Below are 23,865 nucleotides of genomic sequence, written 5' to 3' on the forward strand. Positions count from 1 at the left end.
GGGCAGTGACAGTTTGACTGGGGGTTCTGCCGCCTGGGGGCAGCCTATCGGCGTGTCCGTCGCCGGTTCACACCGACACGTTCGTGCCGCGGTGTGCCTTGGTGCCCCTCTGTGGTGCCCATGGGTTAGGGTCTGCACACGGTAAGCCATCCCACACCCGTTTCCGCGGGTGCGCGCGCCCACGTGGGTCCCGGTTCCTCGGGCCCCGGCGCGCCTCTGGGAACTTTTACCTGATTTGTGCGAACTACTGGCATACCGCAGTATGTCTCAGTAAGGTAACGGAACTGTGTTCGCGCAACGTGTTCACCGGTGCCCCCCTCGCGCGCCACGCGGCACCACGCCATCGGACCACTGCCCCTGACCGAAGGTCGACCCCAATCCCGCACGGAGGGTCGCGGGACCGACATACCAAGCCCCAGAAATCAGTGATCTCGGAGTCCCTAGTGGCCTCATCCACGACCAGTCCGGCACCCCAGTCCGCGGAGAACGGAGACGGCGCCGCCGCCCCGGCCCCGGGGGCCAAGGCCCCTGCGGCAGCGCGACCGCCGGGCCGTGACGCCCGACTCGACAACGCCAAGTTCGTCCTCATCGCCCTGGTCGTCGTCGGCCACGCGATCGAGCCGCTCTCCGACTACGGGCCCGCCAGTGCCCTCTACTACTGGATCTACTTCTTCCACATGCCCGCGTTCATCATGATCAGCGGCTATCTCTCCCGTTCCTTCGACTCCTCGTCGATGCGGGTGGAGAAGCTGGTCCTGACGCTGGCCGTCCCCTACCTCGTCTTCTGGACCATTCACCAGGCGATCTACACGGTCGAGCGCGGTGGGCTCCCGGACACCCTGTCCGTGCTCAAGCCGACCTGGACCCTGTGGTTCCTGGTCGCCCTGTTCCTGTGGCGCCTCACCGTTCCGGTCTGGCAGCGGCTGCGCTGGCCCGTGGCGATCGCCGTGGTCATCTCCCTGTTCGCCACCACGGCGGACCTGGGAAGCACCCTCTCGATCGGCCGGGTGCTCAGCTTCCTGCCGTTCTTCGTGCTGGGGCTGAGCCTGCGCCGCGAGCACTTCGCCCACCTGGACCGGCTCTGGGTGCGGATCGGCTCCGTGCTGGTACTGGGCGTCACGGCCGTCCTGGCCGTGCCGGTCTCGGACCGCCTGAGCAGGGACTGGCTCTTCTGGAAGGAGAGCCTCACCGACCGCGACATCGACCCGCTGATGCCGAGCATCGGTCTCCGGCTGGCCTTCATGGCCATCGCCCTGGTCATGACCATCGCGGTCCTGGCGCTCACCCCCAAGAGGGAGACCTGGTACACGTCGCTGGGCGCCTACACGCTCTACGTGTACCTGGGCCACTCCGTGTTCCTGATCCTGCTGAAGAACACCCCCTGGTACGACCTGATGTCCGGCCCCGTGGCCCTGGCCACCACCCTGTCGCTGGGCCTGGGGCTCACCCTCCTGCTGTGCACCCCGTGGGTGCGCGCGTGCATGCGGTGGGCGGTCGAACCACAGCCCACCTGGTTCCTGCGCCAGGACGACAAGGGCCTGGCCAGGAAGGAGGCCGACGCGAGGAAGCGGACGGCCGAGAGGGAGCGTGCCTCCGTCTAGGCGGACCGCACGTCCACAGACGGGAAGAGGGGGCGCCTTCCGCATCTCGCGGAAGCGCCCCCTCCCTCGTTCGGGCACCGGCCCCGGGTCGGGCTCAGCTGCCGCCCGCGCTCGCCGGGGTCACGGCGGCCAGCTCACGGCGGCGCACCTCGAAGCGGCGGGACTCCTTCCACAGGCGGGCCACCAGGACCACCTCGAAAAAGCCCAGCGCCAGGCAGGAGAAGACCGCCACCGGGATGATCAGGCTGTTCAGCGGGGTGAAGAACGCGACCAGAACGGTCACGGGCGCCACCACGCACACGAACATCTCGAACTCGATGCCGCTGAACAGGTGCGGACGCACCCGGTGCCTCAGCAGCGCGTTGCGCACCCGGGGGTAGAGGCCGCGCGGAGCGGGGGCGTCCGCGTTGGCCGGGGTCTCCGCCACCTCGTCGTCCTCGGGGTCGGACACGTCGGGGCTGGTGGCCTCGTCACGCAGCCGGTCGGTGTCCCCCGCCGCCACGGCGAGCGCCTGCTTCATGGTCTTGCGGGTCTTGGCGACCTGCGAACCGTTGAGGTAGCGCAGCAGGTCGAAGAAGACCACCACCGGCGCGACGATCAGGTAGGCGGCCTGCCCCGTGACCAGCCACTGGCCGATCAGCAGGGCCATCACGCAGCCGAAGAAGCGGATGCGGTCGAAGACGAAGTCGACCCAGCTCCCGAAGACCGACCCGGTGCCCTTCAGGCGGGCGATCTTGCCGTCCATGCAGTCCAGGACGAAGCTCAGGTGGAACAGCAGGGCGCCGACGAGCAGCCAGGCCCAGCCCAGGGGACCGGCCCAGATCGGCGCGGCGAAACAGATCGCGGACAGCAGGCCCAGCACGCCCGCGCCCAGAGTGAGCTGGTTCGGTGTGATGTTGGTCCGGTTCGCCGTCCACACCACCATGCGACCCGCGAGCGGATCGACCAGGAAGACCGTCCACCAGGCGTCCTTCGCCTTGTAGGTCTCTTCCTTGACTTGCGCGAGAGTGAAACGCGACATGCGGGGTTCTCCTGGAGGGCCCTGTTAAACCCGTGAACGCCTACGGCGCGGCGGAATCGGCACCGTTCGAGGGCAGGGGCGAGGACCGGGTTGGGGCGGGAATCGAGTCATCATGCCAGACGGGGGTACCCCCAACCTAATCGGTGACGGCATACTTGACAGGTAAGAGGGGGATCAACAGGGTGCCGCCCGCGCGCAGCCGGGCGGAGTGGTCCACCCCCTTCGGTCTTGACCGAGGTAGAGGCATTGCGTTTTCTCAACGACCAGGTTCCCAGCCAGGACCTGACCTACAGCGACGTCTTCATGGTCCCGGGCCGCAGCGCCGTGGGTTCCCGGCTGAGCGTCGACCTGTCCTCCCCGGACGGCACCGGCACCACCATGCCGCTGGTCGTCGCGAACATGACCGCGGTGGCGGGCCGCAGGATGGCCGAGACGGTCGCCCGCCGGGGCGGCATCGCCGTCATCCCGCAGGACATCCCCTTCGAGGTGGTCTCCGACGTCATCTCCTGGACCAAGCAACGTGACCTGGTCTACGACACCGCCATCACCCTGAACCCCACCAGCACCGTCGGTGAGGCGCTCAACCTGCTGCCCAAGCGGGCGCACAACGCCGTCATCGTGGTCGACGACGCGCGCCGCCCGGTCGGTGTGGTCACCGAGGCGGACTGTGCGGGAGCCGACCGGTTCGCCCAGCTGCGCGACGTGATGTCGGCCGAGCTGCTGACCATCCCCGAGGGCACCGAGCCGCAGGCCGCGTTCGGGATACTCCACGAGAACCGGCACCGTCTAGCCCCGGTCGTCGACGGGAAGGGCGCCCTGGTGGGCGTGCTCAGCCGCACCGGCGCGCTGCGCTCCACCCTGTACCGGCCCGCCGTGGACGACCGGAACCGGCTGCGCGTCGCGGCCGCGGTGGGCATCAACGGCGACGTGTCCGGCAAGGCCGCCGAGCTGCTCGAGGCCGGGGTGGACACCCTGGTGATCGACACCGCGCACGGTCACCAGGAGAAGATGATCACCGCGATCCGCACGGTCCGCGCGCTGTCGCCGAACGTGCCGATCGTCGCGGGCAACATCGTGACCGCGCAGGGCACCCGGGACCTCATCGAGGCCGGTGCCGACATCGTCAAGGTCGGCGTGGGCCCGGGCGCGATGTGCACCACCCGGATGATGACCGCCGTGGGCCGTCCCCAGTTCTCCGCCGTGCTGGAGTGCGCGGCCGCCGCCCGTGAGCTGGGCGGGCACGTGTGGGCGGACGGCGGTGTGCGCCACCCGCGCGACGTCGCCCTGGCCCTGGCCGCCGGTGCCTCCAACGTCATGGTGGGTTCCTGGTTCGCCGGTACCTACGAGTCGCCCGGCGACGTCATGCGTGACGCCCAAGGGCGCCAGTACAAGGAGAGCTTCGGGATGGCCTCGGCGCGCGCGGTGCGTCTGCGCACGTCCGAGGACTCCCCCTTCGAGCGGGCCCGCAAGGCGCTGTTCGAGGAGGGCATCTCGACCGGCCGCATGTACCTGGACGCCGAGCGCCCCGGGGTCGAGGACCTGATCGACCAGATCATCGCGGGTGTGCGCAGCTCCATGACGTACGCGGGCGCCACCTCGCTGGCGGAGTTCCACGAGCGCGCCGTGGTCGGCGTGCAGAGCGCCGCCGGGTACAACGAGGGCCGTCCCGTGGAGAACGGCTGGTAGACGACGGGGTCCCTCGCGGGACCTCGGTGACGGGGAGGGGTCTTCGGGCCCCTCCCCTTCCGTGTGTCCGGGGCCGGTTCGCGCTAGGCGGGTCCGGCGGTCCCGCCCTGGGCGGCCACGTGTTCCTTGCGGTACTGGCCGCAGAGGCGGTCCGCGTGCCGGATGGGTTCGGGGACGCGGTACTTGGGGGACACGCGCAGGATGAGGTCGGCGGAGCCCTCAAGGTCCACGCGGTGGCCCACGGAGACGTAGACGGGCTTGGTCCGGGCGCGGGTGCGCAGGACACGGCCGATGACCTCGGCACCCTCCGAGGCGAGGGTCTCGGTGTCCTCGACCAGTTCGGAGCGCCCGGCGACCATGGGCGTCCACGAGCCCCGCTCCTCCCCCGGTAGGGAGTTGCGGCCGTAGAGCACGGACTTGGCGGAGCCGACCACGGGGGCGTCGATGAGGACCCCCAGGTGGCTGGCGATCCCGAAGCGGCGGGGATGGGCGAGGCCGAAGCCGTCGCAGACGAACACGTCCGGGGTGACGGACAGGCCCTCGATGGCGCGGAGCACGGGGGGCAGCTCCCGGAAGGCGAACAGTCCGGAGATGTAGGGGAAGGACGGGGTGTCGGCGACCAGGGAGGTGTCCACCACCTCCAGGGTGCGGGCGTCCAGGACCACGGCGGCGGCCGCGAGCTCCTTGTCACCCACGCCGTAGCTGACGTCGAGGCCCGCCACGTAGCGCACCGCGTCCGGGTCGAGGGCCTCCGTGCGGACCCGGTCGGCCAACAGGCGCTGCCGGGCCACCGCCTCCTTGGGGTCGCTCGGCCAGTTCTCGGGGTCGTCCAGTGCCTGGACCGCCCGCTGCGCGACGTCGCTCACGTGTGTTCCTCGGTTCCTCGTCCGCTCCCCGTCCGGGCTCTCAGGCGCAGTCTAGGCCGGTGAAGGTCTGCCCGGAGGCGGGGACTCCGGCCCCGGTCCAACGGAAGGGGACGCCGGTGGCCCGGTTGAGGTCGGGGTGGTCCATGAGCTGGAAGTGCAGGTGGGGCTCGCTGGAGTTGCCCGAGTTGCCGCACCGCCCGATCCGCTGTCCGACGGTGACCCGGTCGCCCTCCCGGACCTCGGCCGACCCCCTCCTCAGGTGTGCGTAGGCGGCGTACACGCCGTCGCCGAGGTCGAGGACGACGTGGTTGCCGACCACCCGGCGCGCACCGCCGAGACTCCGGACGACGGCTTCGAGGAACATGTAGGCCAGCGCGGGCCAGGTGTCACGGCTGCGGTGGTCGCGCTGGCCGTCGCGTACGCGCACGACGGTGGCGTCGGCGACCGCGAGGAGCGGCTGGTCGAAGGCCGGGTACCCGTCGTCGGGTCGGCGCGAGAGGGGCCACCAGTAGCTGCGGCCCGGGGGTCGGCCCTCGTCCACGTAGACGTCGATCGCGTAGGTCTGCCCGTACTGGTGGGTGCCGTGGCTGGGCACCCGGTCCGCAGGGCTGTTGAGTCCCACCCATGCACCGGCGACCGGCGGGGCCACCTCGACGGTGGCGTCCTCCATGGCCTGTTCCGAGGGCTTCCGGGCCCACAGTCGCGGCCCGACGAGGAACACCCCGGCGAGGAGGAGCAGGGGCAGCAGCGGCTCCAGGGCGAGGTCGAAGGCGATGGCCGCGGCGGCGTAGGCGAAGTACACCACCAGCAGGGGTCCGCCGAGGTTCGTGAGGATGCCGCGCATGCTGGTCTCCCTGGAATCGATCCCTTAGTACGTAATTACGTATCAACGTACATCACATCGACCCCCGGAAAGCACCCCTCAATTTCGCGCGCCGATCCTCCCGCCCATGGAGCGTCGCATTGTGCCCGAGGACACAGACCCGAACGCTCGGGAGCACCGCCCCGGAGCAGTACCGTGGAGCCGTAAATTTGTACTGACCGGTCAGTTCAAAAATGGGGAGGTCGCAAGAATGCGTCGGGCCACCGGAGCTCGTGTGCACGCCGAGGGCGTCACACTCACCACCCGAGAGGGACCCGTCTACACGGGGGTCGACTTCACCGCCCGGCCGGGAACGCTCACCGTCTTCCAGGCCGACTCCGGGGGCGGACGCAGCGCGCTGCTGCTCACCCTGTCCGGCCGGATGAAGCCGAGCGCGGGCAGCCTGCACGTCGACGGGTACTCGCTCCCCCAACAGGCACGACAGGTGAGGCGGATCAGCTCACTCGGGCTGATGGACGACGTCAACGCCCTCGACGACCGCCTGCGGGTCAGCGAACACCTCTCCGAGGCCCGCCTGCTGCGCATGCGCCCCGCCGCACGGTCCGTGACCGACCAGGCGATGGAGGCCGCCGACCTGGCTGGCCTGGACCGCCGGACGATGGTCAAGGAGCTCTCCATGCTGGAGCGGCGGCGCCTCGGCGTCGCCCTCGCACTGGTCTACGAACCGCGCCTGCTCGTGGTCGACAACGTGGACGGCGGCCTCAGCCGCGAACACCAGGCCGACATGTGGCGGTCCCTGAGGAACCTCACCGACGAGGGGCTGACCGTCATCGCCACCTGCGCCGACGCCCAGGAACTCGACGCCGTGGCCGGACCCGACACCCTGGGCCCCCTCCTGATCAGGCAGGACGACGGCACGGAGGACGAGGACCCGGCCGCCGGAGAGGACTCCGAGAAGGCACCGACCGAGGAAGTGATCGGGATCGACCAACTGCTCGACCACGAGGAGCCCGTGACGGACGCACCGCCCGGCGGGGACTCACCGTCCGGGGACGGGCCCGCTCCGAAGGGGGGCAGACACCGTGGGCGTTCGTGACAGGAAGAAGGAGGGCGCCGGGGAGAAGGACGACGCACCGGTCTACCGGTTCATGTCCGTCCCCAGGCTCGGGCTGCTCACCATGCGGTCCTTCCTGCGGTCACCGCTGCCCACGGCGGCACTGGCCGCGCTCATGCTCATCCCCCTGCTGTACTCCGGCATGTACCTGTGGTCGTTCTGGGACCCCTTCGATCGGATGGAGCACCTGCCGGTCGCCCTGGTCAACGCGGACGAGGGCGCCGAGGTCGACGACGAGGAGGTCAACGCGGGCGACGAGCTCAGCGACACCCTCCTTGAGCGGGGCGACCTCGACTGGCACCTGGTGGACGCCGCCGACGCGGCCCAGGGACTGGAGGACGGCACCTACTACGTCACCCTCACCATCCCCACGTACTTCAGCGAGGCCCTCACCTCGCCCTCGCGGGACCGAGAGGACCCGGTCCCCGCGCTGTTGGTCGCCAACTACAACGACTCCAACAGCTACGTCGTGCGCCAGCTCGCGGGCAGCGCCTTCAACGAGATTCGGGCGGCCGCGGCCTCCACGGCCATCAGCGACTATCTCGACCAGATCTTCCTGGGCTTCAACGAGATCCACAGCAGTACGGAGGAGGCGGCGGACGGCGCCGGGCAGATCGCCACCGGCGCCGGAGACGCCGAGAGCGGATCCGGTGAGCTCTCCGAGGGCATCGACGGCGCCCACGAAGGGGCCGGCACGCTCAGCGGCGGGATCGGCGAGCTCCACGAGGGCTCCAAGGCCCTCGCGTCCGGTGCGACGAGCGCCTCCACCCAGGTCTCCGAACAGGTCGACAAGCTCGACGACCTGGCCGACGAGTGGCTGCCGCAGCTGGAGGAGGACATCCCCGACATCCAGCAGCGCGCCGGGGAGGCCGCGAAGGTCTCCGCCGGGGTGTCCGAGGCCCTGGAGGACCTCCCGCAGGAGATCGACGTCACCGCCCTGAGCGAGGTGGACGGCCGCCTGTCCGCCTACCTCCGGGACCACCCCGAGCTCGAACAGGAGCAGCCCGACCTGCACGCGCTGCTCACCGACCTCCAGGGGGCCATGGACACCGCGCTTTCGGTGGCCGGTTACGTCAACGACAACCGGGAGGACATCAACGCGACCGCCGCCGAGGCCGCCGCGCTCAGCGAGAAGGCCGCGACCCTGTCCGAGGACCTGCCCACCATGGTCGAGGACGCCAAGGCCGCGAGGGCCGGGGCGGACGAGCTCGCCGAGGGTCTGGAGGACCTGGCCGAGGGTTCGCGCACGCTCCGCGACGGACTCTCCGAGGCCTCCACGGGTGCCGGGGAGCTGGACAGCGGGCTGGGCCAGCTCAGCGGCGGCGCCGGAGACCTCCACGAGGGCCTGGGCGACCTGGCCTCGGGCTCGGACGAACTCGCCGAGGGGCTGTCCGACGGGGTGGACGAGATCCCCACCTACTCCGACGACGGCCGGGTCAGCGCCACCGACATGATGAGCGAGCCGGTCCGTCTGGACAGCGAGGTGGACAACGAGGCCCCCAACTACGGCACGGGTTTCGCGCCGTTCTTCGTGCCCCTGTCCCTGTGGGTGGGAGCCATGGTGGTGTTCATGGTGCTGCCCGCGCTGTCCACCCGGGCCCTGGCCTCCTCCGCGCCGTCCTGGCGGGTGGCGCTGTCCGGACGCGTCGTGCCGCTGCTGCTCGGCTGGGCGCAGGTGGCGGTCATGATGACCGTCCTGCACCTGACCCTGGGGTTGCAGGCCCAGAACTGGCCGCTGACGCTCGCCTTCCTGGCGCTCACCTCGGCCGCCTTCACCACGACCGTCCAGTACCTGAACGTGAGGTTCAACGCGGCGGGACGGGTTGTCGCGCTGGCGCTGCTGGTCCTCCAGCTGACGTCGGCGGGAGGCACCTACCCCATCGAGACGAGTCCGACGTTCTTCCAGGCGATCGGCCCGTACCTGCCCCTGCACTGGGGAGTGACCGCCATGCGCCACCTGATCGGCGGCGGGGACATGATGCTGGTCGCGCAGGCCTTCGGGGTGATGGCCCTGTGGCTCGTGGTGCCCCTGTTGCTCACCTGGAGGGCAGTGAACAGCAAGCGAGTGTGGACGATGTCCACGCTCTACCCGGCACTGAAGATCTGACGGCCGGGGGCACCCACTCACAGTGGGTGCCCCCGGCCCACGAGGCCCCCTCAGCACCCGATGCAGCCGCCCGATCCATCTCAGCCACCGCAGAAGAACCGACCGGGAGCCGCAACCCCAGGTGTGAGGCCCACTCGCTCACCTCGGACCCAGGATGTCCCCGTCCACCAACCGTCACCTGGCAAAAGGCCCATCCGCCAACCTCAGCGACAGGCCGAGAACCCTGCCCGCGCACCTCAGCGACAGGAGGAAGCCGGTCCGTCCCACTTCGGTCACCACCGAAGAACCGAACGGGAGCCCCAGCCCCGGTTGAGTGCCCGACCGCCTGCCTCAGCCACAAGCCGAGGGCCCGCCTGCGAAGCTTGACCACAAAGGGGTACCCGTTCGGTGCCGGAGAGGGATCCGCAAGACGAGTCAAGCCGCCAGCGAGGAACGAGCCGGGCGTAGACGAGGATGCCGTGTTGCCTTGAACCCGAATCCCTCTGCGAAGGCGCAGAACACGGGCCGAAGCGAGGCGGAGGCCCAGGTAAACACATAAGAATGGAACCGATGAACGTGAGCACCCCCGCAGCCGACAGGCCCCGCAACGGGCGCCGTGAGGCCACCCGGCGCAAGCTGTTCGAAGCGGCGGTCACGCTGATCTCCGAGCAGGGGTACGGCTCCACCACGGTCGACGAGATCGCCGAACGCGCCGGAGTCGCCAAGGGCACCGTCTACTACAATTTCGCGGGCAAGAACGAGCTGTACGCGGCCCTGATGGAGTGGGGCGTCACCCGGCTCGCCGACACCCTGCGTGACTCGGTCCCCGACCCCGAACGGCAGGTCGAACCCCGGGAGTCCCTGGCCACGGTGCTGCGAGCGGGCGTGGTGTTCATCAGCACCCACGAGGCGCTGGCCCGGCTGCTGATGGCCGAGGCCTGGCGCACCAACCGGGCCTGGTACGCGACGATCCGACAGATCCGCACCGAGGCCATCGGCGTCATCACCGGGCAGCTCGACGCCATGGTCGAACGCGGCCTGACGCGACCGGACCTGGACACGGCCCTTGCGGGATCGGCACTGTTCGGCATGGTGGTGACCGTGGCCCTCGACTGGCGTACCCTCCAGCCAGAACGTCCCGTCGAGGAGATCCACACCACCCTGGCGCACATGGCCGACGGACTCATCGGCTCCCCCGCCTCCCCGCGCTGAGCTGACACCCGAAGAAGAACCCCCGGAGAGGATCCCCCGCCATGGTCGACCTGTACCCTCTGCTGCCCGTGATCGTCGGTGCCGTCCTGTTGTGGATGGTCACCCGGGACACCCGCACCGAACTGCTCCTGGTCCGCAACGGCGTGCGCGCCAAGGGGAGGGTGATCGGCTACCACGAGACGTCGGTGGCCTCCCGGATGATCGTGCAGTTCCAGACCGAGGACGGTAGGGAGATCCACGCGGAGCACGAGAACACCGGGTGGATGGCCTCCCGGGCCGGAGAGATCGTCACCGTCTCCTACGACCCGGAGGTCCCCGAGCGGGCCCGGATCGTCTCCGCGCCCTGGCTGAGCCACTGGGTCCGCGGCATGTTCGGGGGGCTCGGACTGGTGCTGGTCCTCATCGGCCTGTTCCTGGGTTATCTCCACTGGGGGGAGAACTAGCGCGTGTCCTGTGGACCATTCCTCGCTCACACCGGAGCGGGGGTCTCCTCCCGAGGAGGGGCGTAGCGGACCAGGCGCTCGGGGAGTTCGCCGTTGAGGCTGGACCGGGTGCGGACCCGCACACCGCAGACGAGGTCGGCCAGGCCCGCGCCGTCCGGGCGGACCACCGCGGTACTCGCGTGCAGCGCGACGACGGCGAGGGCAAACCACGGCAGGCCGAGGGCGGTCAGCACAATGACCGGCGCGTGCAGCAGCGCCGTGCGCGCCAGGACGCGCGGCCGGGAGGCCGGGCGGGGCCGTTGCCACTCGGTGAGGGCCAGGCGGACCGCCGCCGCCCCGGGGGTGCTCCGGTCGCGGCGCAACAGCGGCAGGACCAGCGCGAAGACCACGGCCAGGGCCAGGAGGGCGCCGGTGAGGACCTCGTCCCGTGCGCCGGGGCGAACCCAGCCGCTGGCGCCGACCAGGGCGACGAACGTGGCCGCGCCGAACCACCACAGGCCCAGGTCCACAAACGTGCCGAGCATCCGTCGGCCGAGGTCGGGGGCGATCCGGTCCGGGACGGCCGAGGGCCAGGACCGGTGCGGACCGTAGGGCCACACCACCGGCACCCACCGGGCCAGCAGCCAGCCCAGGAGGGTCGCGGCGACGCCGACCCCGGCCGTCTCGAACGCGACGGTGTTGTAGGCGCACGGATACAGGCCGAGGACCCCGGTGGCGCGGACCAGGACCACCACGAGGGCCAGGGCGGTGCCGAGGGCGAGGGTGGTGAGCGCTCCCCGGCGGAACCGGGAGCGGGCCAGCAGCCCGACCGGCAGGAAGACCGCGAGGGCCAGGGCCGCGTCGCGCACGGTCAGGGGCGGAGCGGCGGCGGGTTCGACGGCGCACAGCCCGTCCCCGGAGGCGGGCAGGGGCCAGACGGCGTAGACGGCCAGGCCGAGGCCGGTGAGCAGCGCCGCGAGGGTGAGCTGTCCGGGCCAGCCCGCCAGGCGCCCGTACCTCTGGTGCTGTCCGCGCAGGTAGAGGGCGGATGCGGTGACCATCAACAGCGGAATGGCGGCGACCGCCACCTCGATGGCGTCCTGACCTGCGCCGAACGGTTGCCCCATGGCGTGTGCGTTCCCCTTGCTCGTTCCCGGTGCGCCAGGCTAGTACGGGCCACGCCCGTGTGGGAGGGGAACCGTGATATCACTCTGCGGGGCGCCACCCTCGGGTCCGAACGCGCTCCCCCGCTCCACACCCCGGAGCCCCATGTGACGTTCGTCCCACGATGAGCGCCTTCAGTACCTGTCTGGTGGTTCGCGGACGTCATACGAGGCCTTGTGTGAACAATTCACTACTTCATGGCAGACTGCCTGCACCACCCGGATAATCCGCCGTTTCTCGGGCGAGATACGATCCCCAACGCCGAAAACCCCCGCATGTGGTTACTCTCCGGCGAGCCCACCCCCTGGAGGGACGAGCGCGGACCACACGACGGGAGGTCCGCGCGCGCCGGCCCGCAGGACGCGGCCAGGCGACCGCCCGGCGCCGACAGTGCCTGAGAAGACTTTGACGCGGATCGACAGGAGAACCGTGCAGGCAGTACCGAAGAAACGTGGGCGGACCATCGCCGCCCGTATTCGCGCCATGGTCATGATCCCCACCACCGCGCTGTTCGCACTGTGGTTGATCCTCACCATCGTCCTCGGCGGCGACGCTGTCTACCAGCTGATCCGCTCCAAGGCCACCGACGACCTCGTCACCCCCGCGGCCGTCGGCCTCGTCTCCGCGATGTCCGAGCGCTCGGCCACGATCGCCTACATCGAGGACCCCGACGACGCCGAGCTGGCACAGCGGCTGGAGCAGAGCCGCCAGGCCACCGACGATTCCCTGGGCGCCGTGCTGGACGACCTCATGGGCTTCGCCGACCTCGCTCCCGGCGAGGGCGGCATGCACATCGAGATGCTGTACGACATGTACCAGGAGATCGGCGACGTCCGCACGACCGTCGACGACGGTGACGCCTCCCGCGCCGACGTCCTGGACTACTACAACGAACTCGTCCTGCACGGCGCCGACAGCTTCGACAGCCAGGGCCGTGAGGGCAACGAGGGGGACGCGGTCAGCCCCGGCTTCACCGCGATCTACCTCTTCCGCACCGTGGACGTGGCCGCGCAGGCCGACGCCCAGATCGCCCGCGCCTTCGCCACCGGCGACCTCACCGTCGAGGACCAGCGAGAGTTCACCAGGATGATGGGCGCCTTTGAGGCCCTCCTGGACGCCAACGCCCCCTACCTCGAGGGCGAAGGCCTGCTGGAGCGGTACGAGGCCGTCCGGGAGAGCCCCGAGTACGCCACCCTCAACCGGCTCTCGGAGCGGATCACCGACCGCCAGGTCGAGTCCACCACGGTCACCGACCCCGTCACCCTGCTCCCGGAGACGGTCGACGACCTCTCCATGCCGGTCTCCGAGTCCGAGTGGGACGCCGCGTACGTCCACGTGATCACCGAGCTCACGGAGCTGGGCGCGGAGGAGTCGCAGTACGCGGCCGAGCTGACCCGCGACGACGCCAACAGCGCGGTGATCCTCGCGGTCGGCGGCAGCCTCGGCGTCGCCGCCGTCATCCTGGTCGCGTTCACCCTGGCCCGACGCTCCTCCCGCAACCTCACCTCGCGGCTGCTCACCCTGCGCGAGGAGTCACAGGACCTGGCCGAGAACAAGCTGCCCGAGATCATGGGCCGCCTGCACCGGGGTGAGCGCGTGGACATCGCCTCCTCCCTTCCCGAGCTGCGCACGGAGGACGACGAGATCGGCGACGTCGCCAAGTCGTTCAACACCGCCCAGCGGGCCGCCGTCGAGGAGGCCGTCCAGCAGACCGAGCTGCGCCACGGCGTCAACCGCGTCTTCCTCAACATCGCCCACCGCAGCCAGACGCTGGTGCACCGACAGCTCCGGCTGCTGGACAAGATGGAGCGCGAGCAGGAGGACCCGGACCAGCTCGCCCAGCTGTTCAAGCTGGACCACCTGGCCACCCGCTCCCGCCGCAACGCCGAGAACCTGCTGATCCTCGGCGGCGAGGCCCCGGGCCGTACCTGGCACCGCCCGATGCCGCTGATCGACGTCCTGCGCGGCGCGATCTCGGAGTCCGGCGACTACACGCGGGTCAAGCGTGAGCGCATCGCCCGGGTGAACCTCAACGGCCCCGCCGTCGCGGACGTCATCCACCTGGTCGCGGAGCTGGTGGACAACGCGGCCATGTTCTCGCCTCCGCACACCCAGGTACGCCTGAGCAGCGACGACGTGCCCAACGGCGTGACGATCGAGATCGAGGACCGCGGTCTGGGCATGACGGAGGCCGAGTTCACCTCGACCAACGCCCTGCTGGCGGACCCGCCCGAGTTCGACGTGATGCGTCTCAACGAGAAGATGCGCCTCGGCCTGTTCGTGGTCTCGCACCTGGCGCACCGCCACGGGATCAGGGTGCACCTGCGCCCGTCGCCGTACGGCGGTGTCCAGGCGATCGTGCTGCTTCCGCAGGAACTCATCTCGGGCGACCGCTCGCCGCTGCCCTCCTCGGAGGAGCCCGGCGACATCTGGGAGGTGCGCGAGATCGTCGACCGCACCCCCGAGGTCGCGCTGGAGGCGGGCCGGTCCACCCGGCCCGGCAAGCCCGTGCTGACCTCGGTCTCCACCTCCCCGAGCGTGGAGGAGCCGGAGACCTCGTCCGGCTCCACCAACGCGGAGGCGACGGAGAGCGACCTGCTCAGTGCCCCCGTCAGGCAGGACGAGTCCCGCCCCGTCCTGCCCACCCGCAACCCCCGCATCAGCGCGGTGCCGGACTCCGCCAAGGAGGCACCGGCCAGGGGGCCCGCCCTGTCCGAAGCGAGGGCGCCCTCCGAGACGACCGCGCAGCCCGAGGCCCCCGAGAAGTTGGAGGAGCCCGAGCAGCCGGAGGAGCCCGAGACCGTCGAGGCCGGCGGCGGCCGCCCCTCGCTCCCCAAGCGGCGTCCGCAGGAGAACCTGGCACCGCAGCTGGCGACCGATCCCGCCGAGCCGGGGACCTTCGGGCCCGCCGCCGGTGGCGCCTCCGCCGAGTCCAACCTGGAGGGCACCGAGCGCCTGGCGCGCCTGCGCCGGAACATGTCCGCGTTCCAGCAGGGAACGGACCGTGGACGGCGCGAGAGCAAGCAGAACACCAACGACACCGACAAGGACGCGTAACCGTGACGAGTACCGAAAGCGCTGAGCGCGGTAGCGGAAGCTCCGCGGGCAAGAAGGACATCGACTGGCTCCTGGACGAGTTGCTCGACCGCGCCGTGGGTTCGCGCCACGCGATCGTCCTGTCCGCTGACGGCCTGCTGATCGGCCGCTCGAAGGAACTGGTCAAGGAGGACGCTGAGCACCTGTCCGCGGTCGCCTCCGCGTTCCAGAGCCTGGCCCGGGGCACCGGCCGCCACTTCGGCGGCGGCGAGGTCCTCCAGACCGTCGTCGAGATGGAGAGCGCCTACCTCTTCGTCACGGGCGCCGGTCGCGGCGCCTGCCTTGCCGTCCTGGCCGAGGAGAGCGCCGACGTCGGTCTCATCGCCTACGAGATGAACGTCCTGGTCGACCAGGTGGGCCGTTACCTCGAGACCGCTCCCCGCCACGGGGACGCCGGCGAGGCGTCCGGGGAAGCCACGCGATAGGGGTCCGTATGCATGCGCACGACGAGTTCGATCCTGGTGACACCCAGAACGGTCTGCCGCACCGCGACGCAGGCGGGGGCTTCGGCGAGGAAGCGGCGCCCGACGGCGAGGAGGCGGGGCCGCTGGTCCGGCCCTACGTGATCGCGCAGGGCCGTGACCACGCCGACGCCGTCCAGCTGGACATGATCAGCGTGGTGATCGCGGCCAAGAGGGCCGAGGTCGACGAGATGGCGCTCGAACCGGAGCAGCTCCGCATCCTGGAGCTGTGCCGTCGTCCCCTGTCGGTGGCCGAGGTGTCCGCCCACCTGGACATCCCGGTGGCCGTCGTCAAGGTCCTGCTCAGCGACCTGCTCAACCGCGGGCTGGCTCTGGCCCGCGCCCCCTACACAGCTAAGAGCCCGGTGAGCCGGGACGTACTCCAGGCGGTTCTCGATGGCATCCAGAGACTCTGACCCGGGCCCCGAGGCCCCCGTCCCCTCCGCACTCAAGATCCTGGTCGCCGGGGGTTTCGGCGCCGGGAAGACCACCCTGGTCGGCGCGGTCAGCGAGATCGCCCCGCTCAGCACCGAGGAGATGATGACCGAGGCCAGTTACGGCATCGACGACCTCTCCGGTGTGGAGTCCAAGACCACCACCACGGTGGCGCTGGACTTCGGCCGCATCACCATCAGCCCGGCCCTGGTGCTGTACCTGTTCGGCACACCGGGCCAGGAGCGCTTCTGGTTCATGTGGGAGGAGCTGTCCGAGGGCGCGCTGGGCGCCGTCGTCATCGCCGACACCCGCCGTCTGGAGACCTGTTTCGCGGCGGTCGACTTCTTCGAGCGGCGCGGGGTGCCGTTCGTGGTCGCGGTGAACTGTTTCGACGGGGCCCACCAGTACGAGCCGGAGGAGGTCCGTGAGGCGCTGAGCCTGAACCCGGACATTCCGGTGACGTTGTGCGACGCCCGTGTGCGCGAGTCCGCCAAGCAGGTGCTGCTGGCCCTGATGAACCGGGTGTCGGAGCAGGTCGCGGCGTGACCGTGGCCGGTCGCGGGGTCGCGACCGGCCGCCGAGGGGCGGGGGGGGCGGGGTTCGGGGGACCACGCTCCACCCGCCCCTCCTCCTGTGTGCGGGCGCGTCGCACGGGGTGTCGGAGGTGGAAGACGCGCCCCTTCCCTTGTACACGTGTAGGTTCCAGGTAAAGTGCGGGGCGCGTGCCACGCCCCATCGCGGCGCGCGTGCGGAGGAAACCGGGGCACACGCCCCGGGCGGTCCAGGACGAAGGTGGAGTTCCATGCAGCGTTTCCATTGGCGCGACGAGATCCGCGGCCTGGACGCGGAGGCCGACTGTGAGCGGATCGTGCGGATCCTGGGCACGCTGGAGTTCCCCTGGGACCTGGAGCAGGCCCTGGGCCTGGCCCTGTACCGCACCTACGCGGTCCCGTCCATCGGCCAGCTGCTCGGGGACACCCACGAGTTCACCGAGCGCACCCAGCACCGCTACGACGACACCGCGCTCATCCTGAACGACATCATGGAGCACGGGTTCGGCCCGGGCCGGGGCCGTGACGCCCTGCGCCGGATGAACCAGATGCACCGGTCGTACGACATCAGCAACGACGACTACCGGTACGTGCTGAGCACCTTCGTCGTCATGCCGGTGCGCTGGCTGAACGACTACGGCTACGGATGGCGCCGCCTGAGCGACCACGAGATCGCGGCCAGCACGAACTACTACCGCAAGCTCGGTCGGCACATGGGGATCAAGGACATCCCCGAGACCTACTCCGAGTTCCGCGAGCTGATGGACTCCTACGAGGCGGAGCACTTCGCCTTCACCAAGGGCGGGCGCGCGGTCTCGGACGCCACTCTCGACCTGATGGTCGACTTCTACCCGGCCTGGCAGCGCCCCCTGGTGCGCCCCTTCACCAAGGGCCTGCTGGACCCGCCGCTGATCAAGGCCTTCGACTACCCGGAGCCCTCGGCGTTCTGGCGCAGGGGCGGGGACCTCGCCCTGCGGCTGCGGGCGAGGGTCGTGCGGCGGATGCGGCCCCGCAAGGAGCAGCGCTGGGCTCGGATGAGCCCCAACATCCGCAGCTACCCCGAAGGCTACGAGCCGGACCGCATCGGCACGTTCCCCAAGGGCTGCCCGGTCCCGCACGACATGCTGACGCGTGACGTGGGGGCGACCGGCGCGAAGGTCCCCGCGCCCGGGCAGGCGGTGGCCCCTGCGCCCCGCACCCCCGAGACCGCGAACGCCGCATCCGAGGCCACGAACACCGCCCCCGAGCCGACCGAGCGCTGACCGCCGCCGCCGAGCCGGTGGGGGCGGTCCGCGCCCTCCACCCCTACCGGCCCGGGGCCGGGCCGTGGATGCGCAGGAAGGCGTCCACTCCGGAGCGGACCATCGCGATCCGCTCCTCCTCCGGCAGCGGGAGCGCGCCGAAGAACGACCTGCTGTTGGCGGGGCCGCGCACCAGGGCCAGGTAGTGCCCGGCCGCGGCCTCCTCCCCGTTCGGGGGGATCTCCAGCAGCTCGCGGTCGGCCAGGGCGCGCAGGTGCGCGGCCAGGGCCCGCACCACCAGTTCCGAGCCGCTGTCGGACCAGGCGCGCGCCGCCTCGGGGAAGTGCGTGGCCTCACCGATCAGCAGCCGGACCAGTGCCGTGTGGTCGGCCCGGCGTCCCAGCGGGGACAGCCACTCGTCCTCGAACCCGACGAGCGCGCTCCTGGCGTCAGCGGCCCGCCCCAGGTGGCGGGCGGTGGCCTCGGCGTGGTCGGCCGCCAGGACGGCGCTGCTCTGGGTGACGATGGTCAGGAACAGCCGTTGCTTGTCCTCGAAGTGGTTGTAGATGGTGCGCTTGGAGACCCCGGCGTCCGCGGCGATGGCGTCGACGCTGGCCCGCGCGTAGCCCTCCCTGAGGAAGACGCGCAGCGCGGCCTCCGTGATGGCCTCGCGTTTGACCGCCGACCGGCGATCCCGCCCGTCCCCGCACGTGTCGGTCATCCCTCGTCCTTCGTGCTCGTGCATCCGTCCGTCCGGGAGGCACCTCGTCACCAGCGAAACTGCACCGTGTAGTTTACCTGGTATGGCGAAGCACGACCCCCACTCCTCAGCTGTGTCCGCCGACCCCCCGAAGCCGCCCGGCCCGGGCCCCACCGCGCCCCACCGGCTCGATCGCCCTCTCATCAAGCTGGCCGCCGTCCTGCTGGTCGGCTCGATGGCCGCCCTTCTCGACACCACGATCGTCAACGTCGCCGTGGACCACCTCTCCCGCGAGCTCGACGCCCCCGTGTCCACGGCGCAGTGGGTGGCCAGCGCCTACCTGTTCTCCACCGCCGCCGTGATCCCGGTGACCGGCTGGGCGATCGACCGCTACGGCCAGCGGGCCACGTGGATCACCGCCCTCGTGCTCTTCGGGGTGGGGTCGCTGCTGTGCTCCGCCGCGTGGTCCATCGAGAGCCTGATCGTCTTCCGTGTGTTCACCGGGCTGGGCAGCGGCATGGTCCTGCCTCTCGTCATGACGATCCTCGTGCAGGCGGCCGGTCCGCAGCGGCTCGGCCGGGCCATCGGCCTGATCAGCGTGCCCATCCAGCTGGCGCCCGCGCTCGGCCCGGTGCTGGGCGGGATCGTCCTGGACACGCTGGGATGGCGGTGGATCTTCGTGATCTCCGTGCCGTTCATCCTGCTCGCGATCGCCCTGGCGGTGCGCGGGGTGCCCAGGGGCACCCCCCGCGCCACCGAACGGCTCGACGTGGTCGGCCTGCTCCTGCTCTCCCCCGGCATCGCGACCCTGCTCTACGGACTGTCAGTGCTGGGAAGCTCCCGTCCGGCACCGCTGTTCGCCGGTGTCGGTCTGCTGCTGATCGTCGGATTCGTCGTGCACGCCCTGCGCGAGCGGCCGGGCGGGCCCCCTCCCGTGATCGACCTCCGCCTGTTCCGGAACCTGCTGTTCCGGTTGGGCGCGCTGCTCATGTTCGTGTTCGGGATCTGCGTGTGGGCGGGCATGTTCCTCCTCCCGCTCTTCTTCCAACAGGTCCAGGGCACCTCCGCGATGACCGCAGGGCTGCTCATGGCGCCGATGGCCGCCGGGGTGGCCCTGGTGAACCTGTTCATGGGATCGGTGACGGACAACGTGGGTCCGCGCTACCTGGTGGTGGGCGGCCTCTTCGTGGGCGCGGCCGCCACAGCCCCCTTCGTCCTCGCGGGGCCGGACACCTCCCCGGCCCTGCTGGCCGCCGCGATGTTCGTGCGGGGTCTGGGGCTGGGAGCGGCGATGGTGCCGATGCTGGCCACCGCCTACCGGGGCCTGCCCTCGGACCGGGTGCCCAGGGCCAGCAGCGCCCTGAACGTCACCCAGCGGTTGGGCGCGGCCATCGGCACCGCCGTGCTGGCCCTGCTGCTGGCGTCCCTGCTCGCCGACACCGCGCGGCCCGAGACCGCCTTCCAGGCCACCTTCGCGTGGATGACCGGCCTGACCGCCGCCGCGATGGTGCCCGCGATGTTCCTGCCCAGCACCCGGCCCGACCTCACACCGGGGCGGACCGGCCCGGACGGTCGGACGCCTCCGAGCTCCGCCCCCTGACTGGCCTTCGACTCGGCCCCCGGGCCGTAGGTCACCCCCCGCACCAGGGTCTCGGAGGGGCCCGTCGCCCTGCCCGGCGCATCGAGTCGGCCAGGACGACGGTGGCCAGCCACACCCCGGTGGCCGGCAGGGCGGTCGACGTCACGCTGAGGGTGCCGGACAGGTCGAGGAGGAACGGCGTGAACACCACCGCCCACACCCGCGACTGCGCGAGGTGGCCGGTCATGGAGCGCTGCCCGGCCTAGGCCGGGGCGGTCACCACCGGACCGGGGGCCGGGCTGGGGCGATCGTGGCCAGGGACGAGGGCACCCGGGGCCACCTTCGCCGAACCCGTCACGACGGGACGGGTCTCCGGGTCTTCGAGGCGGCCGTGGACCCCCACCGCGCGGCGAAATGGATCGTGGCACTCACCGACGCCGGTTGTCTGATCAGCGACGACGAGGGGTTCGACCGGCCGGGGCGGCGCGGAACCGCGCCGGATCGTCGCGGCCTACCTGGGCCGCCGCACCACGGCCGCCTGACCGCCCCGCCTCTCCCTTCGCCCACTCCTAGCGCCCGAGGCGGCGCCACAGGGGGCGCGGCATCAGCCGCATGCCGGTGAACAGCGGCCGGAGCACGCGCGGGGCCCACACCGTGGTGGCGTTACCGCGCAGCCCCCGGGACACCGCCTCGGCCACCTGAGCCGGGGTCGCGGGGAACGGCGCCGGGTCCACGTGGCGCGACATCCGGGTGGCCACGTACCCCGGTCGCACCACCAGGACCCGGGCGCCCGAACCGTGCAGGGAGTCGGCCAGCCCCTGGGCGAACCCGTCGAGCCCGGCCTTGGCGGACCCGTACACGAAGTTGGCCCGGCGGACCCGCACCCCGGCCACGGACGAGAGCACCACGAGGGCTCCGTGGCCCTGTTCGCGCAGGCGGGCGGCGACGGACAGGCCAACGGACACGTGGCCGGTGTAGTTCACGGCGGCCGCGCGGGCGGCGGAGAGCGGGTCGGCCTCGTACGCGGACTGGTCGCCCAGCACGCCGAAGGCGTCCACCACCACGTCCAGATCGCCCACCAGCTCCACGGCGGCCGCCACCGTGGCGGCGTGGGTGTCGGCGGTCTCGGCGTCGAACTCCAGGGAGTGCGTGGCGGCGCCCAGAGCCCCGAGCACGTCCGGCGGCTCCGCGACCCCGCCGCGGGCGGCGAGCACCACCTCGCGGGCGCCCTCGCGGACCAGCCGTTCGACGACGGCCAGGCCGATCTCGCTGCGTCCGCCGAGCAACAGGACGGTACGCACTCTTCCCAGCGAGTCACGCATGGTCGGGTCCTTCCGGAACGGGTCGGGATTCGGGTGAAGTGTGGTTCAGACGAGGCGCAGGCGACGGGCGAGGTCCGAGACGAGTACGCCGCCCGGGTCCACGCGGGCGCGCGTGGCCCGCCACTCGGGGATCGCCGGGTACATGGCGTGCACGGTCTCCGGTCTGGCCCTGCTGTCCTTGGCCAGGTACACGCGCCCGCCCGCCGCCAGGACGCGCTGGTCGAACCCGTCCAGCAGACGCGCCAGCCCGGGGAGTCCGGCGGGCAGGTCCACGGCCAGGGACCAGCCGGGGCGCGGGAACGACAGCGGCCCGGGGGTGGGTGCGCCCATCCGCTTGAGGACGGCCAGGAACGACGGCGCCCCCGCCCGGGACAGCCCTTCGGCCACGGCGCGCAGGGTGTCCTCCCCTCCGAAGGGGACGACGAACTGGTACTGGACGAGCCCGCGCGGACCGTACATCCGGTTCCAGCCCGCCACGGCGTCCAGGGGGTGGAAGAACCCGGAGAGCGGCTGGACCCGGCCCCGCTCCCGCAGGGGCGCGGCGCGGTGGTGGGCGCTGTTGAAGGCACCCACCGTCCACCGGTTGAGCAGCCCGGGCGGGGCCCAGGGCGGCGCGGCCAGCGTGGGCCCGGTCCGGTGCCGCAGAGGGTCGCGGCGCTGGGGCGCGGGCAGGTCGGCGCGGAGGGCGTGATCGGCGCGGGTCAGTACGCCGCGTCCGAGGGAGGCGCCCCGGGCCAGGAGGTCGACCCAGCACACCGAGTACCGGTGGGCGTGGTCCGTGCGGGCCATGAGCTCCAGGGTCGAGTCGAGGTCCGGGGTGCGGTCGGTGTCCACACGGGCGTAGGCGGTCTCCACCGGGAGCACTCCGAGGGTGGCCTCGGTGATCACCCCGGTCAGGCCCATCCCGCCCACGGTGGCCCAGAACAGGTCGGGGTCCGACCCTTCGGGGCCGAGCCGGAGCACCCCGCCCGTGGGCGTGAGCAGGGTCAGGGAGCGCAGGTGCGCGCCCAGCGACGAGTCCACGTGGTGGTTCTTGCCGTGCACGTCGGCGGCGATCGCCCCGCCGAGTGTGACGTGCCTGGTCCCGGGGGTGACGGGCAGGAAGTACCCGTGGCGCAGCAGGTGCCCGACGATCCGCCCCAGGCTGGTCCCGGCGGGCGCGGTGAGCTCCTCTTCCACGATGTCCAGGCGGGGCGGCCCGGTGAGTTCGGTGCAGTCCAGAACGGTCCCGCCCGCGACCTGGGCGGCGTCCCCGTAGGAGCGGCCCAGCCCCCGGGCCAGGACGCCGCGCGGACCCGCCTCGGCGAGCATCCGGGCAGCCTGTTCGGCGGTGCGCGGGCGCACCACGTGGGCGGCGGTGGGTGCGGTGCGACCCCAGCCGGTGAGGAGCGTCGGGCGGCTCACAGGTGGATCCCCAGTCCGACCAGGAGGGCGAGGGAGGCGAGGACGAGCTGGAGCGGGCGGTCCCGCAATGCGATCTCCTCGGGTTCCTCGCCCGCTCCCCGGTCCACAAGAAGGTTGTAGCGGAGTACGAACATGATGAACGGAACGATACTGACCGCGTGGAACGCGGACTGCGGTCCGCCGCCCTGCTCCAGCGCCCAGAGGCAGTAGGTGACGATCATGGCGCCGGAGGCCATGATGCGCATGTGGGACAGGTAGCCGGGGGTGTAGCCCAGCAGCGCCGTGCGGGTGGGGTGCGCCGTGGTCTCCTCCCCCGCTTGGGCGTCGGCGCTCCCTGCCGGGGGGACCGGCGCGGTGACGCGCAGTTCCGCCTCGCGTTTACCGACCACCACCAGCAGCGCGGCGAGCGCGACCACGATGACGAACCACGAGGTCAGCGGAACCCCGACCACGAAGCCGCCCGCCATCGCGCGCAGCATGTGGCAGGAGGCGACCGCCACGAGGTCGCAGACGACGACCTCCTTGAGCCTGAGCGTGTAGGCCAGGGTGAGCAGCACGTATCCGACCAGCACGAGGGTGAACCGCGTGTTGCCCAGGGCCAGGGAGGCCAGCGGGGCGGCGATCACGAGCACCACTCCGACGGACAGGGCGAGGGGGACGGGGAGGTCGCCCGAGGCGACCGGTCGGCTCCGTTTGCGTGGGTGCTCGCGGTCGCGATCCGCGTCGCGGACGTCGTTGAGCAGGTAGGTGCCGCTGGCCGCCAGGCAGAAGAGTCCGAAGGCGGCCGCGCACAGCAGCAGGGTGCGGGGGTCGCCGAGCGTTCCGGCGGTGGCCGGTGCGGCGATCACCAGCAGGTTCTTCACCCACTGGCGCGGGCGGCACGCCCGGACGAGGGCGCCGGTGCGGTGCATGCGCGCCCCCTCCTGGTGATCGCGAAGTGAGCGGCCGGACCGCCCGCGAGGGGGGTGGACGGTCCGGCCGTTGGTGCCAGCGTGGCGGCCGCGGAACGGCCGTCACGGTGCGGGGCCGTGGGCGCCGGGATCGGCGACGTGGGGGCGGCCCCTGAGTGGGGGGGTGACGT

Annotated in this window: 21 protein-coding genes; 12 read left to right on the forward strand and 9 right to left on the reverse strand. The window is 71.4% G+C overall.

All coding sequences use genetic code 11. The features are described from left to right. The first annotated feature begins 443 nt into the window (after positions 1-443). The gene (locus tag ADX84_RS15470) at positions 444-1,601 is read left to right on the forward strand and encodes an acyltransferase family protein (RefSeq protein WP_049574422.1); all 1,158 of its coding nucleotides are present in this window, start codon (positions 444-446) and stop codon (positions 1,599-1,601) included. 94 nt (positions 1,602-1,695) lie between these two features. Here the strand turns inward: ADX84_RS15470 and ADX84_RS15475 are convergent, their stop codons facing one another. After that, on the reverse strand, positions 1,696-2,622 hold the full coding sequence (locus ADX84_RS15475; protein ID WP_049574425.1) for a CDP-alcohol phosphatidyltransferase family protein: 927 nt from the start codon (positions 2,620-2,622) through the stop codon (positions 1,696-1,698). Between the two features lie 246 nt (positions 2,623-2,868). Here ADX84_RS15475 and ADX84_RS15480 point away from each other — a divergent pair, with 246 nt between their 5' ends. After that, positions 2,869-4,308 carry a GuaB1 family IMP dehydrogenase-related protein gene (locus ADX84_RS15480; protein WP_049574430.1) on the forward strand — a complete coding sequence of 480 codons (1,440 nt, stop codon included), beginning with the start codon at positions 2,869-2,871 and terminating at the stop codon, positions 4,306-4,308. A gap of 83 nt (positions 4,309-4,391) precedes the next feature. On the opposite strand, the gene ADX84_RS15485 is transcribed toward ADX84_RS15480, so the two are convergent. Together ADX84_RS15485 and ADX84_RS15490 are read right to left on the reverse strand one after the other, a co-directional pair. Beyond that, entirely contained in the window at positions 4,392-5,174 is a 783-nt protein-coding gene (locus ADX84_RS15485) for an endonuclease V (protein ID WP_049574435.1), read from the reverse strand. A gap of 40 nt (positions 5,175-5,214) precedes the next feature. After that, on the reverse strand, positions 5,215-6,018 hold the full coding sequence (locus ADX84_RS15490; protein ID WP_049574438.1) for a M23 family metallopeptidase: 804 nt from the start codon (positions 6,016-6,018) through the stop codon (positions 5,215-5,217). A 229-nt stretch (positions 6,019-6,247) separates the two neighbouring features. Here ADX84_RS15490 and ADX84_RS15495 point away from each other — a divergent pair, with 229 nt between their 5' ends. The 4 genes from ADX84_RS15495 to ADX84_RS15510 all read left to right on the forward strand — a co-directional run bounded on the left by ADX84_RS15495 (position 6,248) and on the right by ADX84_RS15510 (position 10,852). Continuing rightward, positions 6,248-7,093 carry an ATP-binding cassette domain-containing protein gene (locus ADX84_RS15495; protein WP_049574442.1) on the forward strand — a complete coding sequence of 282 codons (846 nt, stop codon included), beginning with the start codon at positions 6,248-6,250 and terminating at the stop codon, positions 7,091-7,093. A gap of 52 nt (positions 7,094-7,145) precedes the next feature. After that, positions 7,146-9,218 carry a YhgE/Pip domain-containing protein gene (locus tag ADX84_RS15500; RefSeq protein WP_049574494.1) on the forward strand — a complete coding sequence of 691 codons (2,073 nt, stop codon included), beginning with the start codon at positions 7,146-7,148 and terminating at the stop codon, positions 9,216-9,218. 540 nt (positions 9,219-9,758) lie between these two features. Beyond that, on the forward strand, positions 9,759-10,409 hold the full coding sequence (locus ADX84_RS15505; RefSeq protein ID WP_049574445.1) for a TetR/AcrR family transcriptional regulator: 651 nt from the start codon (positions 9,759-9,761) through the stop codon (positions 10,407-10,409). A 41-nt stretch (positions 10,410-10,450) separates the two neighbouring features. Continuing rightward, entirely contained in the window at positions 10,451-10,852 is a 402-nt protein-coding gene (locus ADX84_RS15510) for a DUF3592 domain-containing protein (RefSeq protein ID WP_049574448.1), read from the forward strand. Positions 10,853-10,878: 26 nt separating this feature from the next. On the opposite strand, the gene ADX84_RS15515 is transcribed toward ADX84_RS15510, so the two are convergent. Further along, positions 10,879-11,958: an RDD family protein gene (locus ADX84_RS15515; RefSeq protein ID WP_049574452.1), complete on the reverse strand. Its 1,080-nt coding sequence runs from the start codon at positions 11,956-11,958 to the stop codon at positions 10,879-10,881. Between the two features lie 466 nt (positions 11,959-12,424). Here ADX84_RS15515 and ADX84_RS15520 point away from each other — a divergent pair, with 466 nt between their 5' ends. The 5 genes from ADX84_RS15520 (at position 12,425) to ADX84_RS15540 (ending at position 17,800) form a co-directional block, all read left to right on the forward strand. Further along, on the forward strand, positions 12,425-15,052 hold the full coding sequence (locus ADX84_RS15520) for a nitrate- and nitrite sensing domain-containing protein (RefSeq protein WP_255352577.1): 2,628 nt from the start codon (positions 12,425-12,427) through the stop codon (positions 15,050-15,052). Between the two features lie 2 nt (positions 15,053-15,054). Further along, positions 15,055-15,516, forward strand: coding sequence for a roadblock/LC7 domain-containing protein (locus ADX84_RS15525; protein ID WP_049574457.1), 462 nt, complete (start codon positions 15,055-15,057; stop codon positions 15,514-15,516). A gap of 8 nt (positions 15,517-15,524) precedes the next feature. Continuing rightward, entirely contained in the window at positions 15,525-15,968 is a 444-nt protein-coding gene (locus tag ADX84_RS15530; protein ID WP_049574460.1) for a DUF742 domain-containing protein, read from the forward strand. Then, a complete protein-coding gene (locus tag ADX84_RS15535; protein ID WP_049574463.1) occupies positions 15,949-16,533 on the forward strand; it encodes an ATP/GTP-binding protein in 585 nt (194 codons plus the stop codon). The genes ADX84_RS15530 and ADX84_RS15535 overlap by 20 nt, the downstream gene beginning before the upstream one ends. Before the next feature lie 256 nt (positions 16,534-16,789). After that, entirely contained in the window at positions 16,790-17,800 is a 1,011-nt protein-coding gene (locus ADX84_RS15540) for an oxygenase MpaB family protein (protein ID WP_049574466.1), read from the forward strand. 43 nt (positions 17,801-17,843) lie between these two features. Here the strand turns inward: ADX84_RS15540 and ADX84_RS15545 are convergent, their stop codons facing one another. Next, positions 17,844-18,500, reverse strand: a complete 657-nt coding sequence (locus tag ADX84_RS15545) for a TetR/AcrR family transcriptional regulator (RefSeq protein WP_049574470.1) — start codon at positions 18,498-18,500, stop codon at positions 17,844-17,846. 82 nt (positions 18,501-18,582) lie between these two features. Between ADX84_RS15545 and ADX84_RS15550 the strand changes: the two genes are divergently transcribed. Next, positions 18,583-20,079 (forward strand): DHA2 family efflux MFS transporter permease subunit, encoded by a 1,497-nt coding sequence (locus ADX84_RS15550; RefSeq protein WP_234003991.1) that lies wholly within the window; start codon positions 18,583-18,585, stop codon positions 20,077-20,079. A 31-nt stretch (positions 20,080-20,110) separates the two neighbouring features. On the opposite strand, the gene ADX84_RS26360 is transcribed toward ADX84_RS15550, so the two are convergent. From ADX84_RS26360 to ADX84_RS15570, 4 genes are all read right to left on the reverse strand, one after another. Then, positions 20,111-20,305: a DUF418 domain-containing protein gene (locus ADX84_RS26360; RefSeq protein WP_049574473.1), complete on the reverse strand. Its 195-nt coding sequence runs from the start codon at positions 20,303-20,305 to the stop codon at positions 20,111-20,113. Between the two features lie 322 nt (positions 20,306-20,627). Then, complete coding sequence (locus tag ADX84_RS15560) at positions 20,628-21,380, reverse strand: SDR family NAD(P)-dependent oxidoreductase (RefSeq protein ID WP_049574475.1); 753 nt, start codon at positions 21,378-21,380, stop codon at positions 20,628-20,630. A gap of 45 nt (positions 21,381-21,425) precedes the next feature. After that, a complete protein-coding gene (locus tag ADX84_RS15565) occupies positions 21,426-22,784 on the reverse strand; it encodes an FAD-binding oxidoreductase (RefSeq protein WP_049574479.1) in 1,359 nt (452 codons plus the stop codon). Continuing rightward, positions 22,781-23,695 carry a decaprenyl-phosphate phosphoribosyltransferase gene (locus ADX84_RS15570; RefSeq protein ID WP_049574481.1) on the reverse strand — a complete coding sequence of 305 codons (915 nt, stop codon included), beginning with the start codon at positions 23,693-23,695 and terminating at the stop codon, positions 22,781-22,783. Before ADX84_RS15570 ends, ADX84_RS15565 begins: the two co-directional genes overlap by 4 nt. Positions 23,696-23,865 lie beyond the last annotated feature (170 nt).

The organism is Nocardiopsis sp. SBT366, assembly GCF_001083815.1.
Lineage (GTDB): Bacteria > Actinomycetota > Actinomycetes > Streptosporangiales > Streptosporangiaceae > Nocardiopsis > Nocardiopsis prasina.